Annotated in this window: 21 protein-coding genes and 1 pseudogene; 9 read left to right on the top strand and 13 right to left on the bottom strand. The window is 67.1% G+C overall.

Going from position 1 to position 20,869, the window contains the following annotated elements; all coding sequences use genetic code 11:
- Positions 1–62: 62 nt before the first annotated feature.
- The 6 genes and pseudogenes from QH290_RS17215 to QH290_RS17240 all read left to right on the top strand — a co-directional run.
- Positions 63–893, top strand: a pseudogene (locus QH290_RS17215) (FAD-dependent oxidoreductase); the annotation flags it as partial.
- Between the two features lie 11 nt (positions 894–904).
- Positions 905–1,585 (top strand): phosphonatase-like hydrolase, encoded by a 681-nt coding sequence (locus tag QH290_RS17220; RefSeq protein WP_280383909.1) that lies wholly within the window; start codon positions 905–907, stop codon positions 1,583–1,585.
- A 79-nt stretch (positions 1,586–1,664) separates the two neighbouring features.
- The gene (locus tag QH290_RS17225; RefSeq protein WP_280264522.1) at positions 1,665–2,717 is read left to right on the top strand and encodes a 2-aminoethylphosphonate ABC transporter substrate-binding protein; all 1,053 of its coding nucleotides are present in this window, start codon (positions 1,665–1,667) and stop codon (positions 2,715–2,717) included.
- A 20-nt stretch (positions 2,718–2,737) separates the two neighbouring features.
- Positions 2,738–3,925 (top strand): ABC transporter ATP-binding protein, encoded by a 1,188-nt coding sequence (locus tag QH290_RS17230; RefSeq protein WP_280383910.1) that lies wholly within the window; start codon positions 2,738–2,740, stop codon positions 3,923–3,925.
- A gap of 208 nt (positions 3,926–4,133) precedes the next feature.
- Entirely contained in the window at positions 4,134–5,045 is a 912-nt protein-coding gene (locus QH290_RS17235; RefSeq protein WP_280264527.1) for a 2-aminoethylphosphonate ABC transporter permease subunit, read from the top strand.
- Positions 5,046–5,048: 3 nt separating this feature from the next.
- Positions 5,049–5,846: an ABC transporter permease gene (locus QH290_RS17240; RefSeq protein WP_280264528.1), complete on the top strand. Its 798-nt coding sequence runs from the start codon at positions 5,049–5,051 to the stop codon at positions 5,844–5,846.
- Positions 5,847–6,092: 246 nt separating this feature from the next.
- On the opposite strand, the gene QH290_RS17245 is transcribed toward QH290_RS17240, so the two are convergent.
- From QH290_RS17245 to QH290_RS17280, 8 genes are all read right to left on the bottom strand, one after another.
- The gene (locus QH290_RS17245) at positions 6,093–6,452 is read right to left on the bottom strand and encodes a DUF4254 domain-containing protein (protein WP_425301599.1); all 360 of its coding nucleotides are present in this window, start codon (positions 6,450–6,452) and stop codon (positions 6,093–6,095) included.
- Between the two features lie 673 nt (positions 6,453–7,125).
- Entirely contained in the window at positions 7,126–7,578 is a 453-nt protein-coding gene (locus QH290_RS17250; RefSeq protein WP_280264532.1) for an SRPBCC family protein, read from the bottom strand.
- A 15-nt stretch (positions 7,579–7,593) separates the two neighbouring features.
- Entirely contained in the window at positions 7,594–7,938 is a 345-nt protein-coding gene (locus QH290_RS17255; protein ID WP_280383912.1) for an ArsR/SmtB family transcription factor, read from the bottom strand.
- Positions 7,935–8,429: an SRPBCC family protein gene (locus QH290_RS17260; protein WP_280264536.1), complete on the bottom strand. Its 495-nt coding sequence runs from the start codon at positions 8,427–8,429 to the stop codon at positions 7,935–7,937. Before QH290_RS17260 ends, QH290_RS17255 begins: the two co-directional genes overlap by 4 nt.
- 55 nt (positions 8,430–8,484) lie before the next feature.
- Positions 8,485–8,961 (bottom strand): nuclear transport factor 2 family protein, encoded by a 477-nt coding sequence (locus QH290_RS17265; protein ID WP_280264538.1) that lies wholly within the window; start codon positions 8,959–8,961, stop codon positions 8,485–8,487.
- 222 nt (positions 8,962–9,183) lie between these two features.
- Complete coding sequence (locus QH290_RS17270; protein WP_280383935.1) at positions 9,184–10,368, bottom strand: sensor histidine kinase; 1,185 nt, start codon at positions 10,366–10,368, stop codon at positions 9,184–9,186.
- Positions 10,369–10,381: 13 nt separating this feature from the next.
- On the bottom strand, positions 10,382–10,918 hold the full coding sequence (locus QH290_RS17275; RefSeq protein WP_280383914.1) for a TetR/AcrR family transcriptional regulator: 537 nt from the start codon (positions 10,916–10,918) through the stop codon (positions 10,382–10,384).
- On the bottom strand, positions 10,912–12,618 hold the full coding sequence (locus tag QH290_RS17280) for a CocE/NonD family hydrolase (RefSeq protein WP_280264542.1): 1,707 nt from the start codon (positions 12,616–12,618) through the stop codon (positions 10,912–10,914). The genes QH290_RS17275 and QH290_RS17280 overlap by 7 nt, the downstream gene beginning before the upstream one ends.
- A 117-nt stretch (positions 12,619–12,735) precedes the next feature.
- Here QH290_RS17280 and QH290_RS17285 point away from each other — a divergent pair, with 117 nt between their 5' ends.
- Positions 12,736–13,440, top strand: a complete 705-nt coding sequence (locus tag QH290_RS17285; RefSeq protein WP_280383916.1) for a response regulator transcription factor — start codon at positions 12,736–12,738, stop codon at positions 13,438–13,440.
- A gap of 19 nt (positions 13,441–13,459) precedes the next feature.
- Here the strand turns inward: QH290_RS17285 and QH290_RS17290 are convergent, their stop codons facing one another.
- On the bottom strand, positions 13,460–15,664 hold the full coding sequence (locus tag QH290_RS17290) for a hypothetical protein (protein ID WP_280383917.1): 2,205 nt from the start codon (positions 15,662–15,664) through the stop codon (positions 13,460–13,462).
- Between the two features lie 297 nt (positions 15,665–15,961).
- On the opposite strand from QH290_RS17290, the gene QH290_RS17295 reads away from it, so the two are divergent.
- Entirely contained in the window at positions 15,962–16,594 is a 633-nt protein-coding gene (locus QH290_RS17295; RefSeq protein ID WP_280264548.1) for a response regulator transcription factor, read from the top strand.
- Between the two features lie 33 nt (positions 16,595–16,627).
- On the opposite strand, the gene QH290_RS17300 is transcribed toward QH290_RS17295, so the two are convergent.
- The 4 genes from QH290_RS17300 to QH290_RS17315 all read right to left on the bottom strand — a co-directional run bounded on the left by QH290_RS17300 (position 16,628) and on the right by QH290_RS17315 (position 20,223).
- Complete coding sequence (locus QH290_RS17300) at positions 16,628–18,043, bottom strand: MFS transporter (RefSeq protein WP_280383919.1); 1,416 nt, start codon at positions 18,041–18,043, stop codon at positions 16,628–16,630.
- Between the two features lie 27 nt (positions 18,044–18,070).
- The gene (locus tag QH290_RS17305) at positions 18,071–18,559 is read right to left on the bottom strand and encodes an SRPBCC family protein (protein WP_280264551.1); all 489 of its coding nucleotides are present in this window, start codon (positions 18,557–18,559) and stop codon (positions 18,071–18,073) included.
- Positions 18,560–18,661: 102 nt separating this feature from the next.
- Positions 18,662–19,891 (bottom strand): RNA polymerase sigma factor, encoded by a 1,230-nt coding sequence (locus QH290_RS17310; RefSeq protein WP_280264553.1) that lies wholly within the window; start codon positions 19,889–19,891, stop codon positions 18,662–18,664.
- Positions 19,888–20,223: a YciI family protein gene (locus QH290_RS17315; RefSeq protein WP_280264556.1), complete on the bottom strand. Its 336-nt coding sequence runs from the start codon at positions 20,221–20,223 to the stop codon at positions 19,888–19,890. Before QH290_RS17315 ends, QH290_RS17310 begins: the two co-directional genes overlap by 4 nt.
- A gap of 119 nt (positions 20,224–20,342) precedes the next feature.
- Here QH290_RS17315 and QH290_RS17320 point away from each other — a divergent pair, with 119 nt between their 5' ends.
- Positions 20,343–20,858, top strand: coding sequence for a hypothetical protein (locus QH290_RS17320; protein ID WP_280264558.1), 516 nt, complete (start codon positions 20,343–20,345; stop codon positions 20,856–20,858).
- The last annotated feature ends 11 nt before the right edge of the window (positions 20,859–20,869 follow it).

A 20,869-nucleotide genomic window follows, 5' to 3' on the forward strand; every position in this document is an offset into this window, starting at 1 on the left:
GGGGGGGCGCCCGCCGGGCGGTTTCTCCCCGGGGGGGCCCCCCCGCGCCCTAACGCGGGGGGGCGCCGCCCGCCGCGGCCGGGCCGACGGCGGCCGAGCGCGGATTCGAACTGCTCGATCCCGACCGGGTCCGCGCGCTGAATCCGGCGTTGCGCGGCAAATTCCTTGCGGGCCTGCACTGTTCGACCGACGCGGCGGTCGAGTCGCGGCAGGCCATGCCCGCGCTGCGCGCCTATATGGAGGCCACCGGCCGCTACACCTTCTACGCCGGTACCGAGGCCCGCACGATCTCGGGCGGTGCCGTCGTCGACGACCGCGGCCGCCGCTTCGACGCCGATCTGGTGCTGGTGTGCCCGGGGGCCGCGCACGGCGGCCTCACCCGGGAGCTCGTGGGCGACATCCCGGTTCGGCGGGTGCGGCTGCAGATGATGCAGACCGCGCCGCTCGGGGAGTCGCTGACCACCGCCATCGCCGACGGCGACAGCTTCCGCTACTACCCCGGCTTCGCGGGCCCGGAGCTGAACCGGCTCAACGGCGAAGAGTCCCAGGCTTTTACGGCGGCCCAGCACAAGATGCAACTGCTGTGCGTGCAGCGCCTGCACGGCGGCCTCACCATCGGCGACACCCACGAATACGACGAACCGTTCGCGTTCGACGTCGACGAGGCACCCTACGAGCACCTCACCTCGGTCGCCGAGGAGCTGCTCGGCCGCAAGCTGCCGCCGGTCGTGCGGCGCTGGGCGGGCGTCTACAGCCAGAGCATCGATCCCGGCACGATCGTCACCCGCGCCCGGGCCGCCGACAACGTCTGGGTGATCACCGGTCCCGGCGGCCGCGGCATGACGCTCGGCCCCGCACTCGGCGAGGAAACCGCCGACCTGCTCCACCTGTGAAGGGAAATACCTTGTCCGACAAGCAGATCGAGCTGGCCGTCCTGGATATGGCCGGTACCACGGTGGCCGACGGCGGATTGGTGCTGCGCGCGTTCGACGCCGCGGCCACGGCGGCGGGCATCCCCGCCGCGGGCCCCGAGCGCGACGCCGCCGTCCGCTACGTGGTCGAGACGATGGGCCAATCCAAGATCGCGGTGTTCCGGACGCTGCTGGGCGACGAGGACCGCGCCCAGCTCGCCAACCGCACATTCGAGGCCACCTACGACGAATTCGCGGGCGAGGCGACCCCGATTCCGGGTGCGGCCGAGGCGATCACGCGGCTGCGCGACGCCGGGATCAAGGTCGCGCTCACCACCGGATTCAGCCGCGGCACGCAGGACCGGCTGCTCGATGCGCTGGGCTGGCGCGAGATCGCCGACCTGACGCTGGCCCCGTCGCAGGCGGGCCGCGGCCGCCCCTACCCCGACCTGGTGCTCACCGCCGTGCTCCGGCTGCGGGCCGAGGCCGTGGATCGCGTTGCGGTGCTGGGCGATACGGCCAGCGATATCGGCACCGGCCTGGCCGCGGGTGCCCGCATCGTCGCGGGCGCGCTGACGGGCGCGCACGACGAGGAGCAGCTGCGGGCCGCCGGGGCCACCCATGTGGTGCCGTCGGTGGTCGAGTTCGCGGACCTGCTGCTCACCGAGTCGTGAGAACAGTGCGAACCTGCTCCGCGTCCCTCGCGGCCTGTCCCTTCCCCTCCCCTCCGCTCACACGAAAGTTGCAGTCATCGTGCGTATTTCGACATCACGCCTCGCACGCACCGCGCTGATCCTCGCCTCCGCGATCGCCGTCGCGTGCTCCGCGGTCGCCTGCGGCGGCACCGGCACCTCGTCCGGCGGCAATACCGTCACCGTCTATTCCGCCGACGGCGTCGGTGACTGGTACAAGGCCCGGTTCGCGAAATTCACCGAACAGACCGGTATTTCGGTGAATCTGGTCGAGGCGGGCTCGGGCGAGGTGGTCAACCGGGTCGACAAGGAACAGTCCAACCCGCAGGCCGACGTCGTGGTCACGCTGCCGCCGTTCATCCAGAAGGCCGAGAAGTCGGGTCTGCTGCAGGCCAGCGGCATCGACACGACCGCGGTGGCCGGGACGGACAAGGACCCGGGCGGCAAATACGTCACGCTGGCGGGAAACTACCTGTCGTTCATCGCCAATCCCTCGATCGACTCCAAGCTCACCTGGGACGACCTGCTGAAGCCCGAATTCAAGGGCAAACTGCAGTATTCGACCCCGGGGCAGGCCGGTGACGGCACCGCCGTGCTGGTCCTGCTGCAGCAGCTGCTCGGCAAGCAGGGCGCGCTGGACTATCTCGCCAAGCTGCAGGCCAACAACGTCGGCCCGTCCGCGTCGACCGGCAAGCTGCAGCCGAAGGTCGACAACGGCGAGCTGCTGGTCGCCAACGGCGACGTGCAGATGAATCTGGCCAACATCAAGGAGAAGGGCTCGAAGTTCAACGTGTTCTTCCCCGCCGCCGCCGACGGCACCCGCAGCACCGTCGCGGTGCCGTACGTGATGGGCCTGGCCAAGGGTGCGCCGCACCAGGATTCGGCGAAGAAGCTGATGGAGTATCTGCTGTCGGTCGACGTGCAGAAGACGCTGGGCCCGGAGGCCATGGCGGTGCCGGTCCGCACGGATCTGCGCGACGCCCCCGCCCCGGACGGCACTATGTCACCCGCGGCATATATCCGGGGCGTCACCGTCGTGACGCCGGACTGGAACAAGGTCCTCGAGGAACTGGACGGCGATATCGCCGCGTATCAGAAGGCCACCGGAAGCTGATCAGGCACAGGAGCGCCATCATGTCCGCACCGACGACCGCCGCCTCGGCCGTCACCGCCACCGACGCCGAGCCGGCGATCGTATTCGACCGCGTCGGCGTCCGCTACGGGCGCGGCCGCAAGGCCACGGTAGCGCTGGCCGAGTTCACCCTGCGCGTCGCCGCCGGGGAAACCGTCGCGCTGCTGGGGCCCAGCGGTTCCGGCAAGTCCACCGCGCTCAAGGCGCTGGCCGGATTCGTCCGGCCCACCTCCGGCGCGGTCCGGCTGGCCGGGACCGATGTCACCGATCTGTCCCCCGCCAAGCGCGGGATCGGCGTGGTCGTGCAGTCCTACGCGCTGTTCCCGCATATGCGGGTGCACGACAATGTCGCCTTCGGCCTGAAGGCACATCGCGTGCCGCGCAACGAGATCGGGGCGCGGGTGGCCGAGGCACTGGAGATGGTCGGCATGGGCGACTACGCGAAGCGGCTGCCGCGCGAGCTGTCCGGCGGCCAGCAGCAGCGGGTGGCGATCGCCCGGGCCCTGGCCATCCGGCCCCGGGTCCTGCTGCTGGACGAGCCGCTCGCCGCGCTCGACGCGCAGCTGCGCCAGTCCATGCTCGGCGAGCTACAGCAGCTGCGAAAGGCGCTGCCGGACACCGCGATGCTGTACGTCACCCACGACCAGGCGGAGGCGCTGGCGCTGGCCGACCGGATCGCGGTGATGCGCGACGCCCGCCTGGTCGATATCGATTCGGCCGAGAGCCTGTGGCGCCGCCCGCCGAGTTCGTTCACCGCCGCCTTCCTCGGTGGCGCGAACCTGTTGCCGTGCACCGTGAAACACGTGTCGGGCCACGCCGCGCTGGTCACCGCCGGTGAGCGCACCCTGCGCGCCGAGGCTCCGAAACCCGGTCTCGGACAGCTGGACTGGGCTCCCGATGCCGAGGCCCTGCTGTGTGTGCGCCCGCACACCGTCCGGATCGGCGCGACCACCGACCGCGATGCGGTCCTCGCCACGGTCGTCTCCAGCGTCTGGCGCGGCGCCACCACCCGCCTGCACCTGGACGTCAACGGCCTACCCACCGACCTCGTGGCCGACATCCCCGGCCACACCACCACCGCCGTCGGCACCACCGTAGGCGTCCACTTCCCCGACCCCGCAGGCGTACTCATCCCCGCCGCAGTCGGCGCCGCCGCCTCATCCGCACCCACCCCGGGAGCAACCCCATGACCCGCGCACACCCAATTCCCGCACCCCTCGCGTGTTCCCGCACCCTGTGCAGGGGCCTGGAAGGCGTGCGGGAACACGCAGGGGGTGCGGGAAGGCTCGGTGTCGCGGGTGGGGCGATCCGTGAGGGGGATCGCGTCCGCACCGGGGTGGGGCCGGGTGCTGCGGGGGTGTGGGCTAGTTCGGGGGGCTTTCGGTTGGGTGGTGGCGTGTGACTGCGACGGCTGTTGTCGAACCGGCGGGCGCCGAGGCGGAACCGACGCGTCCTGCGGCGCAGCGTAACTGGCGGCCGGTGCTGTGGTCTCTGCCGCCGTTGGTGATCGTCGTGGGGATTGCGGTCTATCCGATCGTGCGGGTGTTGGCCGAGTCCACCGAGACGCCGAGCGGGCGCGGTACCGCGGTGTGGTCGCAGGTGCTCGGGTCGCAGGCGTTCCGGGATGCGTTGTGGCGCACCGTCTCCATCGCGGTGTGCTCGACCGCCGGATGCCTGGTGCTGGGCACGCTGCTGGCGGTGGTGCTGGCGTTCGTGCCGTTTCCGGGCGCGGCGGTGGTGGGACGGCTCATCGATACCGTGCTCACGCTGCCGTCGTTTCTCATCACCCTGTCGTTCACCTTCCTTTACGGCTCCGCCGGTGCGGTGAACGCGTTGATCACGCAGATCACCGGAAACCGCTCCCCCGCACTGGATTTCCTCACCACACCGACCGGAGTGGTGCTGGCCGAGATCACCTACTTCACGCCGTTCGTGGTCCGCCCGCTGCTGGCCGCGTTCGCGCAGCTGCCGCGCGAGCACCTGGATGTGGCCGCGAGCCTGGGCGCGTCGCCGTGGCGGGTGCTGCGTCAGGTCGTGCTGCCGGAGGCGTGGCCCGCCCTGGCCGCGGGCGGCAGCCTGGTATTGCTGTTGACGCTCAACGAATTCGGCATCGTGCTGTTCACCGGCGCCAAGGGTGTGATCACCCTGCCCGCACTGATCTACACGCGCGGCATCGTCACCTTCGACCTGCCCGGCGCGGCCGTCCTGGCCTCGGTGCAGGTCCTGCTCTCGCTGACCCTGTACCTCGGCTACCGGCTGATCTTCGCCCGGTTCATCGGGGGTGCCGCGATCCGTACCCGGGAGGGCTGAACCATGCTTGTCTGGACCCGGCGCGGTCGAGCCATCGTGCTCGCGGTCTTCGCGCTGCTCGTGCTGGTGGTGTTCGCCGCCCCGATCGCCACGGTGGTGGCCGCCGCGCTGGCCGGTCGCTGGACCGGGCCGCTGCCCTCCGACCTGGGCCTGCACAACTTCGAGCGGGCGCTGTCGGGCGAGCAGGCGGCGAGCCTGTCGGTGAGCCTGCAGACGGCGCTGCTCGCGGGCGCGGTCTCGCTGGTGCTGGGCACCTGGGCGGCGCTGTCGGCGCGGGAGGCACCGCACTGGTGGCGGCGGATCACCGACGCGGTGTTCCATCTGCCGGTCGCGGTGCCGTCGGTCGCGATCGGGCTGGGGTTGCTGATCGCGTTCAACCAGCGCCCGCTGCTGCTCGGCGGCACGAAATGGATTGTGATCCTGGCACATTCGGTGCTGGTGCTGGCGTACGCGTTCAGCGCGGTGTCCGCGGCGCTGGACCGGCTCGACCCCGGCTACCGGCAGGCCGCCGAATCGCTGGGCGCGGGGCCGGTCCGGGTGTTCACGCGCATCACGCTGCCGCTGCTGCTGCCCGCGCTCGGCGCGGCCGCGGGGCTGGCGATCGCGCTGTCCATGGGCGAACTCGGCGCCACCATCATGGTCTACCCCGCGACCTGGAAGACCCTGCCGGTCACCGTCTTCGCCGCCACCGACCGCGGCGACGTCTTCGACGCCGCCGCGTGTACCACGCTGCTGGTGGCGGTCACGCTGGTGGCGCTGCTCGTCCTGGGTCGGCTGCGCGGTCGCGCGGCGCTGCGATAAGAAACGAACCTGTCGGTAATTATCGCCATTCTCTCACCATCGCCGCGGCGACGAATCTGCCGCGGGAATTACGTGCGGGCGTGCCGCGCCAGTCGACCACGCGGCACGCCGGGCGGGGCGCCCCGTTGCGCCCGCCGATCAGGCGGGCAACGCCTCGGTGCGAGCGTGCCACTGGTCGAATAGCATGCGCTCGGCGACGTTACCGTGTCGGGCAATGACCTTGGATGTCAATGCTTTCGGGGCCGGTCACTGCTCGGGTAAACGACGACGGCCACCGGCCACGTCGATTACGAGATCAGTGTAACCGTCCACCAGTTCTGCCAGGTGATACCAGTGTTTATGGGTGTTGTCGCTGCGCGGGCCGTCGCGATCTATCGCGTCGTTGGCATCGACCCAGCTCCGGGCCATGCGGTCGACGACCGCGCCGAGGCTTTCGGTGTGCAGGGAGGCGCCGTTGCGATGCTGCGGCAGCTCCAGTTCCACCCAGTCGTTGATATCGTCGACGAGCTCGCCGCGGCGGCAATCTATCTCCGCGAGCATGATCGGGTCGCGTATCTCCCGACGCCGGGCGTGCAGTTCGGCCAGCGCATGCGCGGACCGCAACAGCACGCGATCCTGGAATCGTCTGCCTTGGAACGCGCAGAGCAATTGCGGCGCGGTCGGCAGCGCCCCAGCTATCGACATCGTCATCGCCGCACCCCGAAATCGCCCGAGTACTTCACTAATCGCGCCAACATGAGTGGATCTCCGGATTCCGCTATTTACCGGTCATCGGATCGGTGGTTCACAACTAGGTTAGCTGGGATCATGCTCTTACATTTGCAAGAACGCAAGATTGCGTCTGCATTCTCTGCCGGGAGTGCTCCTACTCCGTAGGGGCCACCACCGCCGATCGGCCGTTCCCGCAGGTGACCTGCCCTTCTTCGGGCGGTGGCACCGATGATCGACGATCGACCGAACCCCTGGTCTCGGGCACAGGAACGTCGATGCGCCGCGTGTCGCCACGCCGGCGAGGTCTGCCCGTGCCCGCGCTCCCGACCGCTCGCGAAGGGCGATGTCGCCGAACCGCACGCGCGACAACCATCTGTGCCCGACGACCCACCCGACCCGGTCTTCCATGGCGACGGCCCGCCGTTGCTGGGGCTGGTATTGGAGCTGCTCACCGCCCCGTACGACCTCGGCGAAGAGAGCGGCCGGGCCCGCCGCGGACGCCTTCTGGTTCCCGCATACGATCTCGCATGGCAGATCATATGCGGGACAACGAAGGTTGAGGCCTGGATCAGTTCCAGTTGTCGATCAGGACGGAGTGCGGATCCGGTGCGCCCGTTCCGGTTTCGACCAGGTTCTTCAGGCTCATCAAGAACATGCCCCACTTGGTGCTGCAGTGGTGCATGAACTCGACCGGCTCGCGCCAGCCGCGATGCCGGAACAGGACGATGGCGTACTCCTGCTCCTGTTTCAGCTCGAATTCGACTTCGGTGCCGATCCATTCGGGCGGGCCGCCGACGACCTCCCACAACACGCGACTCCGGGGCTGGAGATCGGTCACCTTCATATCGAATCCGTCCTCCTTACCCGGTGGGCCGAAACGGAACCGGATGACACCGCCGAGTCTCTCGTCGCCGTGGGTGTTCGTCGTCCACCAGCCGGAAAGACCGTCGATCGTCGTCAACGCCGGATAGACCTGATCGAGGGTCGACTTCATCCCGACGCGGTGCAGTATGTCCACCATTGCGATGCTCCCGTTCTACTTCTCGTTGTTGTCGATGTGTTGAATCGCCTCGGCGATCCGCTTGATGCGCCGCAGTCGCGCGTCCCACGCGGAACCGACCGCGTCGAGTTGGGCTACGGCACGGGCCAACTGCGCTTCGTCGACCTGATAGCGGCGCTCCCGGCCGGAGGCCGTGCTGTGCACGAGTCCCACCCGGTCGAGGACACCCAGATGCCGCGCGACGGCCTGGCGAGTGACGGGTAGTCGACCGCTGATCGAGGTCGCGGTGCCGCCGCCGTCGCTGAGTAGCAGGTCCAGCATGCGGCGCCGGGTCGGGTCGCCGATCGCGGACCACAGGTCATCGTCGACCGTGCTGTTCATCGCCGCGCGCCCAGCCCGGCGGCGTACTCGACCAAGCGCGGGAGGTAGAGGTCCCAGCCCTCCACGTGGCCGTTGTATGCCTGCTCCAGCACCGCGATCTCCCAGCCCAACTCCCGGAAGCCCACCTCGGTCATGTGCAGCTGAGTACCCGAGCCGGAGGCGGTGAGTTCGAAGGTGACCAACAGCGAATTACCTTCCGCGGCCGGCTCATCGTCCGTGGGATCCCAACGGAAGGAGAAAAGCCGCGGCGGCTTCGCCTCGATCACCGTCATGGGGGACACGAAGACGTCGGTGCCGGAGCCGAACACGAGCCGACCGACCGCACCGGGGACGGGGTCCAGGGTGGCCTCGTCGGGCCACCACTGCTTCAGATGTTCGGGGCTGCTGATGACTTCGTAGACCACCTCCGGTGTGGCGTCGATGTACATCGAGCGTTCGATTCGTCCGTATTCCATGCCCAGCCTCTCGATATGCAACAACTTGTTGCGCATCACGGTAGCCGTACGCGGCAAGATGTGCAACATCTTGTTGCATATGGAGTCGGTGTCAAAGATCTCCGGCCGCTACGCCGTGGTGTGTTGTGATCTGCTGATTGCCGTCCGCCCACAGCACGTTCAGGGTCAGGCTTTCGATCTTCCAGCCGGAAAATGTACGAACGACCCCGAGATGGTAGGTGCCGCCGAACGTCCACAGGGAGCCACCCATCGCACCGGCGAGCCGGTGGGTGCCGATCACGTGCGCCGTGCAGGTACCACGGTCACCGTCGACACCGACCAAATGATTGGTGATCACGTGCTGTGTGGCATCCAGCCCTGTCAGCGCAGCCGCCCAGCGGGCGACTATGTCTCCCGAGGCCAGTCGTTCCGGCGCGCCACCGTACAGGCTGGTGTAGTCCATCAGCACCTCATCAGCGAACAGATCGATGAGTCCGTCCCAGTCCAGCTGATCGATACACCAACCCATGCGGATACACGCTTCGACGATCGCATCGCGGTCCGTCGAACGAATCTCCAAGGTACTCAAGGGTTCTCCTGTGAACGAAAATCAGCGATCGAAGGTCCGCAAACCGGTGGTCCCGATTGGCATCACGCTCAGGATCCGAGCAGGTATCCGAGCCTGAAGATCCTCGAATCGATCTCGGGTCATCTACACCCTGGACGACCTCGGTCGAGATTGCGTTCGACTATCGCCACAACGCGTTTCTCTTTCGGCTGCGATGCCGGTTCGGTCCCGACCCGACGGATCTCATCGCGGAAGACGCAGCTCGATCCGGTAGCCGTTGTCAGGGGTGGGTTCGGATCGGAAGTGGCCGTGCAGGAGTGCCGCCCGTTCGGCGAGACCGATCAACCCGTGGCGGGAGCTGGGCAGGTGTAGTGCCGGGCGGGTGGGTGCGGTATTGGAGATGGTGACACCGAAGTGTTCGCTGTCGTGCCAGAGTTGCACGGTCGCGGTGGCGCCGGGAGCGTGCTTGCGGATGTTGGTGAGGGCTTCCTGCGTGGTTCTGTAGATCGCCAGCTGGGCTGGTGCGCCGATGTCGGCGGGGATGTCGCCGCGCAGATCGACTCGAACCCCGCTGGTGTCGAGGAGGTTTCGGAGGTCGGCGAGGTTCGGCTGAGGGGTGAGTTCGGTGGTGTGACAGCCAGCGGCGCGTAGCACGGTCACCATATGGCGCAATTCGTCGAGGGTGTCGGCGCTGAGCTTGCGGATGGTGCCTGCCGTCTCCGCGGTGTCCGGATCGGTGGCTGTTACCTGTAGTGCTCCGGCAAGGACCGCGATCTTGCTGACCTGGTACGAGACGACATCGTGCATCTCGCGCCCGATTCGGGCGCGTTCCCGGGCGAGCACTGCCTGGGCGTGTAGTTGCTGTTCGTGATCGCGCACCTCCTCGATCTCGACCAGGCGCAGCGACAACTCGTGCCGAGTCTGCGCGGGTTGACCGAGCAACACCGGGATGGCAGTGCTGGCCGACAGATACAGGAAATCGACGAACGTTCGGGTTCGAACGGCCGATACCTCCGGTGGCCACGGCGCCGCCGAAGCCATGGCCGTTGCGATGACGCAGACAGCGAGAAGCCACCGACTGCGGGTGCGCACGGCCAGCGTGTACAGGGCAACCGTCGGTGCGACGAACAGCGACAGCATCCACGATGACGGCAGCGTCATCAGGTATGCCAGCAGCGGCCATCGCCGCCGCAGGGCCAGCCCGATACAGGCCACACCCGCAGCGACCGACTCCGCCGGGGAGATGTCGCCGGTATCCCACGCCGCGTCGGCGGCAGCGATCGCGATCAGAATGAAGTCCACCCACCCCGCCGGTACCCTCCGCCGGGGCACAGCCGGTGGCCGCGGGATCGTGTCGGCATCTCGCTGCAGGTCGCGCTCCTGGTCAGGGATGCCACCGGAGGAGCCGGGCGACATCGGCGTGATCATCACGAGGCGCGGGCTAGGTAAGCACGCGATCTACGAGCGATTCGATGAAACCGCGCGTCGTGGGCTGAGGGTCGATGAGTAGTCGGTACATGACGGTGCCCCCGAGTACCGGGAACGCGGATTCGGTGTCGTGTACGCCGGCACGCTCCAGCAGAACACGAAGGGGGGCGCGGCGTTTGCGGACGAACTGGTGATGGATGCGCTGGAAGACCGGATCGGCGCGAGCCGCCACAGCGAGGGATGCGATAAGTGCCGCTCCGTGATTGCCGGTGGTGTCGGCGAGGGCCAGTAGATAGGTGACCAGATCATCTCTGGGGTCGCCGGTCGGTTCGACTTCGGGTGTCGGGGGCAGCGCGAACTCGACGGCGTCGATCATCAGCTCGGGCAATGTGGCCCACTGCCGATACAGCGTCGTCTTCGCCACACCCGACCTTGTCGCGATCTCGGCGACACTCACGCCGGCGATGCCCTTCTCGGTGACGAGTTCGGCTGTGCTGGTGAGTATCCGCTCGCGACTGCGTATCACCCGCGGATCGGTGGCCCTCACCATGGGGCCCGACCGAGCGTCGAAAGGCGAAGCCCGGCGTGACGGTGTGTGACGGTATTCCATCCCGCATAGGGCGGCCCCGCCACATCGAACGACATGAACCCCTGGTCTGCCGGTGCCCTCAGCCGGCGAGGATCGCTGCCGAGTTCCAGGCGCAACCGGTCGCCCGGGCGCAGCAGATGAGCGAACGGGGTCATCGAAATTCGCAGGATCTCCTCGACACCGGGTTGCATCGAGGTGGGTGCAGAGTGATCGTGTGCAAGCTCGGTGGCCGTACTCCGGGTGGGGTCGAGGGCTCGGTGCGAGGCGGCCAGCCAGCCGAGTGAGACAACCTGCGCCGAACCGCCGCCGCCCACCACGCTCAGCCGGGCTTGGACATGGGTGTCCAGCGCCGTGCAGCGCAGCGGGAGGGTCAGCTCCACCGGCCCGACGATGTGCACGTGATCATCGATAGGTGCCGAAGTGTATGTGAGTATCTGCGCTTCGAAGGTATCGAACGCACCCGGGTATTCCATCCCGGCCGGGATCGCCGCCCACCGACGCTCTCCGGCGTCGGCGTCGCACGACAATGTCTCGCCCGACAACCGCAGTTCCCAGGGGCGGGTATCGGGAGGCGGCCAATCCTGGGCCGTCTCCCAGCGTTCGGCCCCGTGCAACCAGTAGCGCACCGGCGGCAATCGGTCGTAGCCGTTCCGCACCCCGCGCAGGGTGTGGTCGTAGTAGGCAAGCAACTCGTCTTGGTACCGCAACCAGGGCCAATTCTGCCAACGCGGGCCGATGATCAACCACTTCGGCGCCGAAATTCGATGCCATGCTTCGAACGCCCCGAACAGATGTATTCCGACCATGCCCCACTCCGCGCCGATCAGCACGGGGATGTCGATCTTGTTCAGAGTCGGCCAGGCCGACGCCTCCTCATGGCGGTTGCCGGTGAGTGCGTATTCCGACCATCGCCGCATCCACGCGTGTGGCGCCGGCAGTCGGCGTGTCAGGCGAGGAACCTGTCGCGCCATCAGAGCGCGTACGAGTTTCTGGATCGGTGCGGTGCCGAGGAGATACCCGAGAGCGTGCCGGATGTTCGGCGGGATTCGAACGCGTTGGGAGGCCCCGTTGATCGCGGTATAGCGGCCGAGGAAACCGGACTCCAATGTGCCGCCCTGTGTCACACCATGGGCATACCAGTCGGTGGTGGCACCGAACGGGAAGATCGCCTTCAGCGCCGGTGGACGCATGCCCGCGGCTACCAACTGGCTGACCGCGAAGTACGACATCCCGGTCATGCCGACCTGTCCGTCGCACCAGGCTTGCTCTGCGAGCCAGGATATCGTGCGGCACAGGTCATCTCGTTCACCCGGTGAGTGCATCACCGGGTCCAGCCGCCCGCCGGACCGTCCTGTACCGCGCGCATTCACCACCAGGACTCCGTACCCGCGAGCAGCCAGATAGGCGACGGCGCCGGGCTCCACGAACGGCGCCGGGAGCCCTGTCGGCATCAGATCCTTGTTGTACGGGCTCCATCCGAGCAATGCCGGACATGGGCGATCCGTTCGCGGCCGGTACAGGTCGCCACGAAGGATCACGCCGTCAGGCATCTCGATCGCAACGTCGGGCTCACTGATCACCCTCGTGACGGTCTGCTCGGCGCTCGGCTGCCAGCCTGCCAACTGCGGTCCGTCCAGTTGAGTTCGATGCCTTATCTTCATCCGCTTACTCTCCTCTATTCGCTACTATATCGTAGCGAAACCTGGGGTGCGCCCGCGCCGAGGTGACCGAACGCGGTGCCGAGGGGATCGCATGTGTCCATGCAGGAGGTTGACCGTGTGATTCGGGTTCTGATCGCCGACAACGACGGGATCGCGCGCACAGGCTTGCGGATGATCCTGGAGGCGGCCGAAGGTGTCGAGGTGGTAGCCGAGACCGTGAACGGTGGTGCCGCCGTCGAGGCTGTGCGCAGGCATTGGCCGACGGTTGTGCTGATGGATGTCGGCCCGCCCCGGACGGACGGTTTGACGGCACTGAACGAACTACAGCTCCTGCCGAGACCACCCAGGGTGATCATGCTGACCTCCTTGGACAGCGACGAGTACGTGCACCGCGCGCTGCGTTCGGGCGCTGCCGGTTTCCTACTGAAGGACATAACGCCGGGTGAGCTCGTCACCGCGGTACGTGTCGTAGCCGCCGGGAGTAGTGTGCTCGCCCCCTCGGTGACCAAACGACTGATCGAAGCGTTCACCGCCAGGCTCGCCCCGGATGTGTACGCCGCTCGGCAGCGGTTCGCGGTCCTTACCGCGCGGGAGCGCACCGTCGCCGCGGCAGTAGCTCGCGGCCTGGCCAACGCCGCGATAGCGCGTGAACTCGGGATGACCGAAACGACGGTCAAGGCGCACGTCAGCCGCGCGTTGACGAAGCTCGGAATGAGCAATCGAGTGCAGATCGCGTTGTTGGTCCGAGACACCCTCGAATGGCCGAATACCGTTCCGCAACAGCGCTTTCGGTTGCCGGTCGACTCGGAGCGAGCCCGATGACCGACACACCGGGATTCGGCTACGGGTCCCACGGGTCGAGACCGGCGGAGGAGTCCATATGGTCCAGGTTGGCGATCCGGTCAGCTGATCTCATCAGCCGTGCTCGGTTGCTTGCGCTTTGATCACGGTAGTAGGTCCTCGCCGCCGCTTGGTGCTGCTTTGCCAGCTCGTCTCCGATGAACCGGCGAGTGTCACGGCCCACCGTGTTCCACTCCTCGGGTGTGATCGCTGCCTGCAATGCGCTATCCGAGTCCCAATGTCGGCGCACGGTGGCTACGAATCCGTGGTCTATATCGGCCCCCGGACGTGGGGCGTTGGTATGCCTGGCGAAGTTGTCCGCCGCTACCGAAGCCTGCGCTGCGAACGCCTCATGGGCCCGATCACCCACGTGGTTCTCCACCGCGTAGGCCGATGCGACGGCCTTCTGTAGCGGCGCGAAGCCGAACGGGTTCTTCGACATGCTGGCGTTCTGAACGGTCAACGCGCGCAGTGCGTCGATCGTGTATTGGTCGCTCGCACCGGTCGCCCGCATCGCGGCCGGCAGATGCGCCTCGGGAACGCGGCTGTCGCCGAGTCCGTCGAGCGCGTGGGCGGCGCCGATCCGCGTTTGCATGCCGCCGTGCGGCTCGGCCCGCTGCAGGGCCTTCGCGCGCCAGTTCGCCCTGGACCAGTGCCCCCACGCGTACAACTCGCGCCGCGAAGGTGTGACCGCGATGTTCGCCGACTCGACGACTCTGCGGCCGAATGCCAAGGGGTTCAACGGATTCATGGTCCCGGCCGCGAGCCACGCCGTAATGGGTGAGGCGTTGACAGTGTTCAATGCGGCGAGCCCGCCGACGAGACCGGGTCCGGCAGCACCCGCACCCCGCGCAGAACCCATGCCGAGGGCCCGCCCGCCGGCCCCCTGGGATTGGGCCCCGGGGTTCTGAATCGCGAGGCCGAATCGGTTGGAAATCCAATCCCCACCGCCGTCGAGACTTCGTCCGATTCGCCGAAGCTGGGAAATCGCGATGATCTCGACCACCCCGGCGACGACGATGACGGCGAGGACCTGACCGCGCGCGTGGAGGAACAGGTTGCCTATGAAGAGGACATAGAAGCCCAACAGGATCGTGTAGACGGTCATCCGCGCCGCCGCGATCGCGCTGTGGACCAGGCTGCGAACCAGATGTGTCTGGGTGGGGCCGTAGACGAATCCGCCGGCGGCGAACCCGAGAACGGTCGTGAAGGCGTAATAGATCGAGTCGAGGGCCGCCTTCATGATCTTGACCGACAGGTACACGGCGAACGCCAGGAGCGCGCCGGCGCAGATCAGCAGCAGCAGGCCCGTACCGACCTGACCCAAGCTGGGATTGGTCGCCTTGGCGTACGCTGCGACATCCCCACACGTTCGCATCCCCGTCTTCACTCGCTCGTCGTCGCCCGCAAGCATGCCCGCCGTCCACGCCGACCGGCACGACGGCCGTTCATCGACGACGTGCCCGAAGTTCCACACCTGTAGGGGCCGCCGGGCAAAGCTGTCCGCCAGGGTGGCCTGAGTCGTCGCTATCAGCTGGCCGACATCCGCACTGCTGTGGCCGTTGAGTCCGGCGGCCACCGACAGCCCCAGGTCGCGCCCCTGCGCCAGCAGACCGTGGGAAGACAAGACCTCGGCCAGTGGGTCCGCCAGGAACACCGGACCCAGCACAGCCACGCCCAGCATGGTGATTACCTGCGTCGTCGCCTTGGCGTAATGACCCCGAGCAACGAACAACGCCACGAAGAACGCGCCGATCGTCGCCGCGGTCACCAGCAGGATCGGTATCGAGATCTGGTCCTTCAGGCCATCGGCCATCGCCCTCAAAGCCGACCCGAACATATCGAGCCACCGAAAGCTCATGGCGTGGCCCACGAGCCAGATCGCCGCGGTCACGATCGTGATGTAGCCGATGAACTCCAGACCGATCAAGGCCCATATGATCGAATTGCCGGGTTCCAGGATCCCGCCGCTATCGGAGGCGAACGTATAGTTGGCGAGCGGAACCCCTGCCGAGTCATGGATATTCATCCAGCTGAGGCCATCGATCTGCGATACTCCGGCCGCCGGTTGCGCACGAGCCACGGCGCCGACGGCTCCTGGAAAAACAATCAAAGCAAACCAAACGAGGGCCAGATACCCGACCCTCCGCCTCATGGTGGCTGAAAACCGCGAATGGGAGCAGCTCGATGACTGCCGCAGATTCATGACCCAAGGATGAATCTACAACCTTTTCGACAGGACAGACTTTGGTAGGGCTTTCTTCATCTTTCGTACATCTTTGTCGACCTGGAGCGAGTTTGTAACGAGGTCCGCGCACGACCGGCGCGAGCTGTCACTTTCGTATCATCGTGGACCTTCTTTAGTAGCTGATCCATCATGCGGATCGGGGTAGCTTGGTTTCATGCCGGAAGTAGTCGCTGGGAATGCTACTTCGATACCCGCGCGGTGTGCGGCGGCGGATAGTGTCGTGGTGCTCGCGGGACCGGTCGGATGATCCGCGTAATGGTCGTCGACGATGACGGGATCGTTCGCACCGGCTTGCGAATGATCCTGGAGTCTGCCGAGGATATCGCGGTCGTCGCGGAGGCCGAGGACGGTCGTGCCGCGGTCGAAGCCGTGCGACAGCATTTTCCCGCGGTGGTGCTGATGGATATTCGGATGCCCGGGCTGGACGGCGTGAAGGCGCTGGAACAGATCCGGCGATTGCCGAAGCCACCGAACGTGATCATGTTGACGACATTCGATGGCGACGAGTATGTGGAAAGTGCGTTGCGGATGGGTGCCGCGGGATTTTTGCTGAAAGATATCGCGCCGCGCGATTTGATTTCGGCGGTACGGTCGGTGGCGAAAGGCGGCGGTACGTTGGCCCCCTCTGTGACGAGGCGGTTGATAGAGACCTTCGCTGCTCACAATTCTCCGCGGGTGCACACCGCGAGGCAGCGGCTCTCGGTGCTGACCGACAGCGAGCGCCTTGTGGTGTCGGCGGTGGCTCGGGGGCTGTCGAATGCGCAGATCGCTCGGGAACTCGAGGTGAGCGAGGCGACGGTGAAGGCACATATCAGTCGCACCCTGACCAAACTCGGGTTTACCAACCGAGTGCAGATCGCGTTGTTGGTACGAGACGCAACGGGATGAGGGCCACCGCCGCGGCCGGGTGGTCGTTTCCGGTCAGGTGCCGCGTCGGAAGCCGATTGCGGCGACGATGGCGGCGAGGCCGGCGAGGACACCGATCGCGGCGAACGCGGTGTGGAACCCGTCGAGGCCGGTTCCGGCTACGAGGACTGTCGATACCGCGGCGACGCCCGCCGCCCCGCCGATCTCGCGCAGCGTCTCGAGCAGGCCCGATGCGAGTCCCGCTTCCGCTTCGGCGACACCGGACAGCGCGCCGATCTGCAGTGCGGGCCCGCAGACCCCGAAGCCGAGTCCGGCGATCAGGAACGCCGGAAGCAGGTCGGTGAGATAGACGGCGTCGGCGGGGACGCGAACGAGCCACACCACTCCGACGGTCACCAGCGTCAGGCCGCCTACCAGCAGGCGCCGGACGCCTACGATGTCCGCGAGGCGGCCGACGACCCACGCGACCGCGAACCCGGTCACTGTCGTAGCCAGCCACGCCAGACCCGTTCGCGCCGATGAGAAGCCGAGTTCCTGTTGCATCAGCAGCGATCCGAGGAAGATGAACGAGAAGAACGCGCCGAATGCAAGCAGCGCGGTGAGGTTCGCCGCGACGAGCGTGCGGTTCCTCAGCGCCGAGGCAGGCACGAGTGGGGCCGGTGAACGCCTCTCCAACCACAAGAACACCGCCAGCAGTCCGCCGGCGGCAAGGAACGACGCCAGCGCGCCCGCGGAGGTCCACCCGTGCGTCGAGGCATGATGGAGTGCATAGACGAACGTCAGCAGTCCGCCGGTCACCACGCTGGCCGCCGCGACGTCCAACTGCCCGGAACCGCTACCGCGGTTGTCGGCGGCAAGGCAGGTGACGGCGAGCGCGATGAGCGCGAGGCCGGCGGGAACGTTGACGAAGAACGCCCACCGCCAGCCGGGCCCGGCGGCGATGAGACCACTCGCGACCACGCCCATCGTTCCGGCCACGCCGCCGACGGCTCCGACGATGCCGAGAGCCCGGTTGCGTTCGCGCCCTTCATCGAAGGTGACAGCCAGCAACGACAAGACCGACGGTGCGATGAGTGCACCGCCCAACCCCTGGAGCCCACGTGCCGCGATCAGCACGCCACCGTGCTGCGCCACCCCCGCCACCAGCGAGGCGGCGGTGAACAGCCCGAGGCCGGCGAGCAAGACACGGCGTCGTCCGAGCAGGTCGGTCATGCGGCCGCCGACGAGGAGGAACCCGCCGAGCACGAGACCGTAGGCGACGACAACCCACTGCAATCCGCCCTGACTCATTCCGAGATCGCGCTGGATCGAGGGCAGGGCCACGTTCACGATGGCGATGTCGAGACCCACCATCGACGTGGCGGCACACGCCAGTACCAGCACGAGCCCTTGGCGAGGCCCCGGATTCTGCTGGCGCAGGGGGGCCGACGGGTCGGCGGCGGTTACCCCGGAATTGTGCGTGTCAGACATTTCGATGTCCTTTCAGCTCGCGGCGGTTCACCGGCGGTAGCCCGCGATGGGCTTGCCGGTGCCGGTGGACAGCAGCTGCGACAGGCTCTCGGTGATGAAGAAGGTCCAGGCGAGCGAGCACGCTTCGAAACAGGCGGATTCGCCCGCGCTGAGGCCTTCGTGGGTGAAGTGCAGGGTGGTGCCTTGCGCGTCCGTGCTGATGTCGAAGATCACGTTGGTGCCGGTCCACTCGTCGGGGTCGGCCATGTGGTCGGAGTCGACGACATGCCAGACCACTCGCCGGGCGGGCGAGAACTCGGTGATCTGGAATCGGGCGAACCGGATTCCCTGCTTGGCGCGGGCGGTCTCACCGGCATATTTGCTGTCGTCGGTGAAGACGAATTCGTCGTGCAGGGCGGCCGAGTGGCCGATGAGGTTCTCACTCCACCAGCCACGCACATCGGTGATGGCCTCGAAGACCTGTTCCGGTGTCCGGTCGGTGGTCATCGTGGCGGTCAGGTACTCGGTGTCCGACATGGCGTTGCCTCTCTCTTTCGGGTGGTTCGCCCCACCGACGAAGGAGGCCGCCCGGGATCGACAACGACCGGGAAGAAATTCGAGAAATTTTGCGGCGATGGCCTATGTGCTGCGCAGAGCCTCAGCAAGACGACCGGCCAGATAGCGGCGTTCGGCATCGGTCGGCGCCAGCTGCAGCGCCTCCTCGTACCAGGCGACGGCCTCGGCCGTGCGGCCGTCCCGGCGGAGCAGATCGGCTCGCGTCGCGGGCAGCAGGTAGTACCCGTCGAGCTTGCCGGATCGGGTGATGGCGTCGACGAGGGCGAGTCCGGCGGATATGCCCTCGGCCATCGCAACCGCCACGGCGCGGTTGAGATCCACCACGGGAGACGGCGCCAGTCGCGCGAACTCCCCGTACAGCGCGGCGATCTGCGGCCAGTCGGTCGCCGCGGCATCGGGCGCGGTGGCGTGGCAGGCGGCGATCGCGGCCTGTACCTGATACGGCCCGGCCCGGCGCATCGCCAGCGCTATATCAAGTGCCGCAACGCCTTCGGCGATCAGCGCGTGATCCCATCGGGACCGGTCCTGATCCTCCAGCGTCACCAGTACACCGCCATCGACTCGACTCGCGCGGCGGGCCTCGAGCAACAACATCAACGCCAGCAGGCCGCGCGCCTCGGGCTCGGCCGGCATCAACCGGACCAGCATCCGAGCGAGGTGGATACCCTCGGCGGCCAGCTCTCCGCGCCCGTCCGTGTCGTCGTAGCCCGCATTGAAGATCAGATAGAGCACGGCGAGGACCGCGTTCAGTCGCTGTGGAAGTAACTCCGCAGACGGCACCCGATATGGGATACCGGCCTCCACGATCTTGCGTTTGGCACGCACCAGGCGCTGCGCCATCGTCGACTCGGCGGTCAGGAACGCCTTGGCGATCTCCCCGGTGCTCAGCCCCGCCAGGGTGCGCAGCGTCAGGGCAACCCGGGCGGGGAACGGCAACGCGGGATGGCAGCACGTGAAAATCAGCCGCAGCCGCTCGTCCGGAATCTCCTCGGCCGACGATTCGACCGGAACGCGTCCCAGCACGGCCATTTCCCGCAATTTCGCCGCGCCCGTCGCGTCCCGTCGCAACCTATCGGTTGCCCGGTGCCGGGCCGCCGTCGTCAGCCACGCACCCGGACGAGCCGGAACGCCGTCGCGCGCCCACGTCGCCAGAGCGGCGGCGAACGCGTCCTGCGCGCAGTCCTCCGCCAGATCCCAGTCCCCGGTCAGGCCGATCAAGGTCGCGATCACCTGGCCCCACTCGTCCCGATACGCCGCATCGACCGCGGCCCGAACCTCCTCCGGCGCAGTCATTCCCACACGGGACGGACCTCGACGCAGCCCCGGCTCGCATAGGGGTGCCGAGCCGCGATCGCGATCGCCTCGTCCAGATCGGCACACTCGACGATGTCGATACCGCCGATGAAATCCTTCGTCTCCGCGAACGGGCCATCGGACACCAGAGTCTCCCCGTCGCGGACACGGACCGTCGTCGCATCCGCCACCGGACGCAACCTCGCACCACCGACAATGGCTCCCCGCCGATCCACCTCCGCCCCGTATGCCTGAAACGCCGGGTCCGCCGCCAGCTCCTCCATGGACTGCGACACCTTCTCATCGTCACAGATCAGCAATACATACTTCATGGGGCAACTATGCCCGATCCGCTCGAATGCCACATCCCTGACGCCTGAATGCACCACCAAAGATACGCAAACTGCACCGAAAGTAGAACGCCATCTCGGCAGAGTACGTGCATCATCGGATGGCCAATACACTTCCGGCCCTCGGCATAGGCGGCGATGTGACATTTCTTGGACTCGATACAGGCGATGTCGTCGCCGGGCTCGCGAGTGGAGTTGGATTTGCCTTCGGCGGTCCGGTGGGCGGCGCACTACTAGGTGCGGCAGCTGGTGGCGTCGTCGCCGCATTCGAGGGTAAGCCATTGGAGGAATGTCTCGAAGCAGGTCTGATCGACGGCGTTCTCGGCGCAGTGCCCGGTGGCATCGTCGGCGGCGCCTCCCACGGATTGATAAAAGGTGGCGGAAAAGCGTTGGCGCGCAGCTTCAGAGATGTCGGAGAACTGGCGTCCAGGAGAGGGGGCAGCCTCTCGGAAAGACTGGAACTGGCTAGAGACCATATGTGTCGCATGGAGTTGGGCACCGCAACCGCCGCTGTTGGCACCGCCGTGGGAAATCACTTCACCACAGACATTCACGCGGCCCTCAGCCCACCCATCAACCAGCTCCCGATAATCGACATCGGGAACTACGGTCGGTAATCTTCACCGGA

The organism is Nocardia wallacei, assembly GCF_029869545.1.
GTDB lineage: Bacteria > Actinomycetota > Actinomycetes > Mycobacteriales > Mycobacteriaceae > Nocardia > Nocardia wallacei_A.

What these genes read in the sequence shown, in the direction of transcription:
- QH290_RS17260 (WP_280264536.1), bottom strand. Translation starts at nt 8,429, where the DNA reads ATGCGCAACAAGTTGTTGCATATCGAGAGGCTGGGCATGGAATACGGA.
- QH290_RS17250 (WP_280264532.1), bottom strand. Translation starts at nt 7,578, where the DNA reads ATGGTGGACATACTGCACCGCGTCGGGATGAAGTCGACCCTCGATCAG.
- QH290_RS17270 (WP_280383935.1), bottom strand. Translation starts at nt 10,368, where the DNA reads ATGATCACGCCGATGTCGCCCGGCTCCTCCGGTGGCATCCCTGACCAG.
- QH290_RS17255 (WP_280383912.1), bottom strand. Translation starts at nt 7,938, where the DNA reads ATGAACAGCACGGTCGACGATGACCTGTGGTCCGCGATCGGCGACCCG.
- QH290_RS17320 (WP_280264558.1), top strand. Translation starts at nt 20,343, where the DNA reads ATGGCCAATACACTTCCGGCCCTCGGCATAGGCGGCGATGTGACATTT.
- QH290_RS17315 (WP_280264556.1), bottom strand. Translation starts at nt 20,223, where the DNA reads ATGAAGTATGTATTGCTGATCTGTGACGATGAGAAGGTGTCGCAGTCC.
- QH290_RS17295 (WP_280264548.1), top strand. Translation starts at nt 15,962, where the DNA reads ATGGTCGTCGACGATGACGGGATCGTTCGCACCGGCTTGCGAATGATC.
- QH290_RS17275 (WP_280383914.1), bottom strand. Translation starts at nt 10,918, where the DNA reads ATGGTGAGGGCCACCGATCCGCGGGTGATACGCAGTCGCGAGCGGATA.
- QH290_RS17240 (WP_280264528.1), top strand. Translation starts at nt 5,049, where the DNA reads ATGCTTGTCTGGACCCGGCGCGGTCGAGCCATCGTGCTCGCGGTCTTC.
- QH290_RS17310 (WP_280264553.1), bottom strand. Translation starts at nt 19,891, where the DNA reads ATGACTGCGCCGGAGGAGGTTCGGGCCGCGGTCGATGCGGCGTATCGG.
- QH290_RS17230 (WP_280383910.1), top strand. Translation starts at nt 2,738, where the DNA reads ATGTCCGCACCGACGACCGCCGCCTCGGCCGTCACCGCCACCGACGCC.
- QH290_RS17290 (WP_280383917.1), bottom strand. Translation starts at nt 15,664, where the DNA reads ATGAATCTGCGGCAGTCATCGAGCTGCTCCCATTCGCGGTTTTCAGCC.
- QH290_RS17280 (WP_280264542.1), bottom strand. Translation starts at nt 12,618, where the DNA reads ATGAAGATAAGGCATCGAACTCAACTGGACGGACCGCAGTTGGCAGGC.
- QH290_RS17300 (WP_280383919.1), bottom strand. Translation starts at nt 18,043, where the DNA reads ATGTCTGACACGCACAATTCCGGGGTAACCGCCGCCGACCCGTCGGCC.
- QH290_RS17305 (WP_280264551.1), bottom strand. Translation starts at nt 18,559, where the DNA reads ATGTCGGACACCGAGTACCTGACCGCCACGATGACCACCGACCGGACA.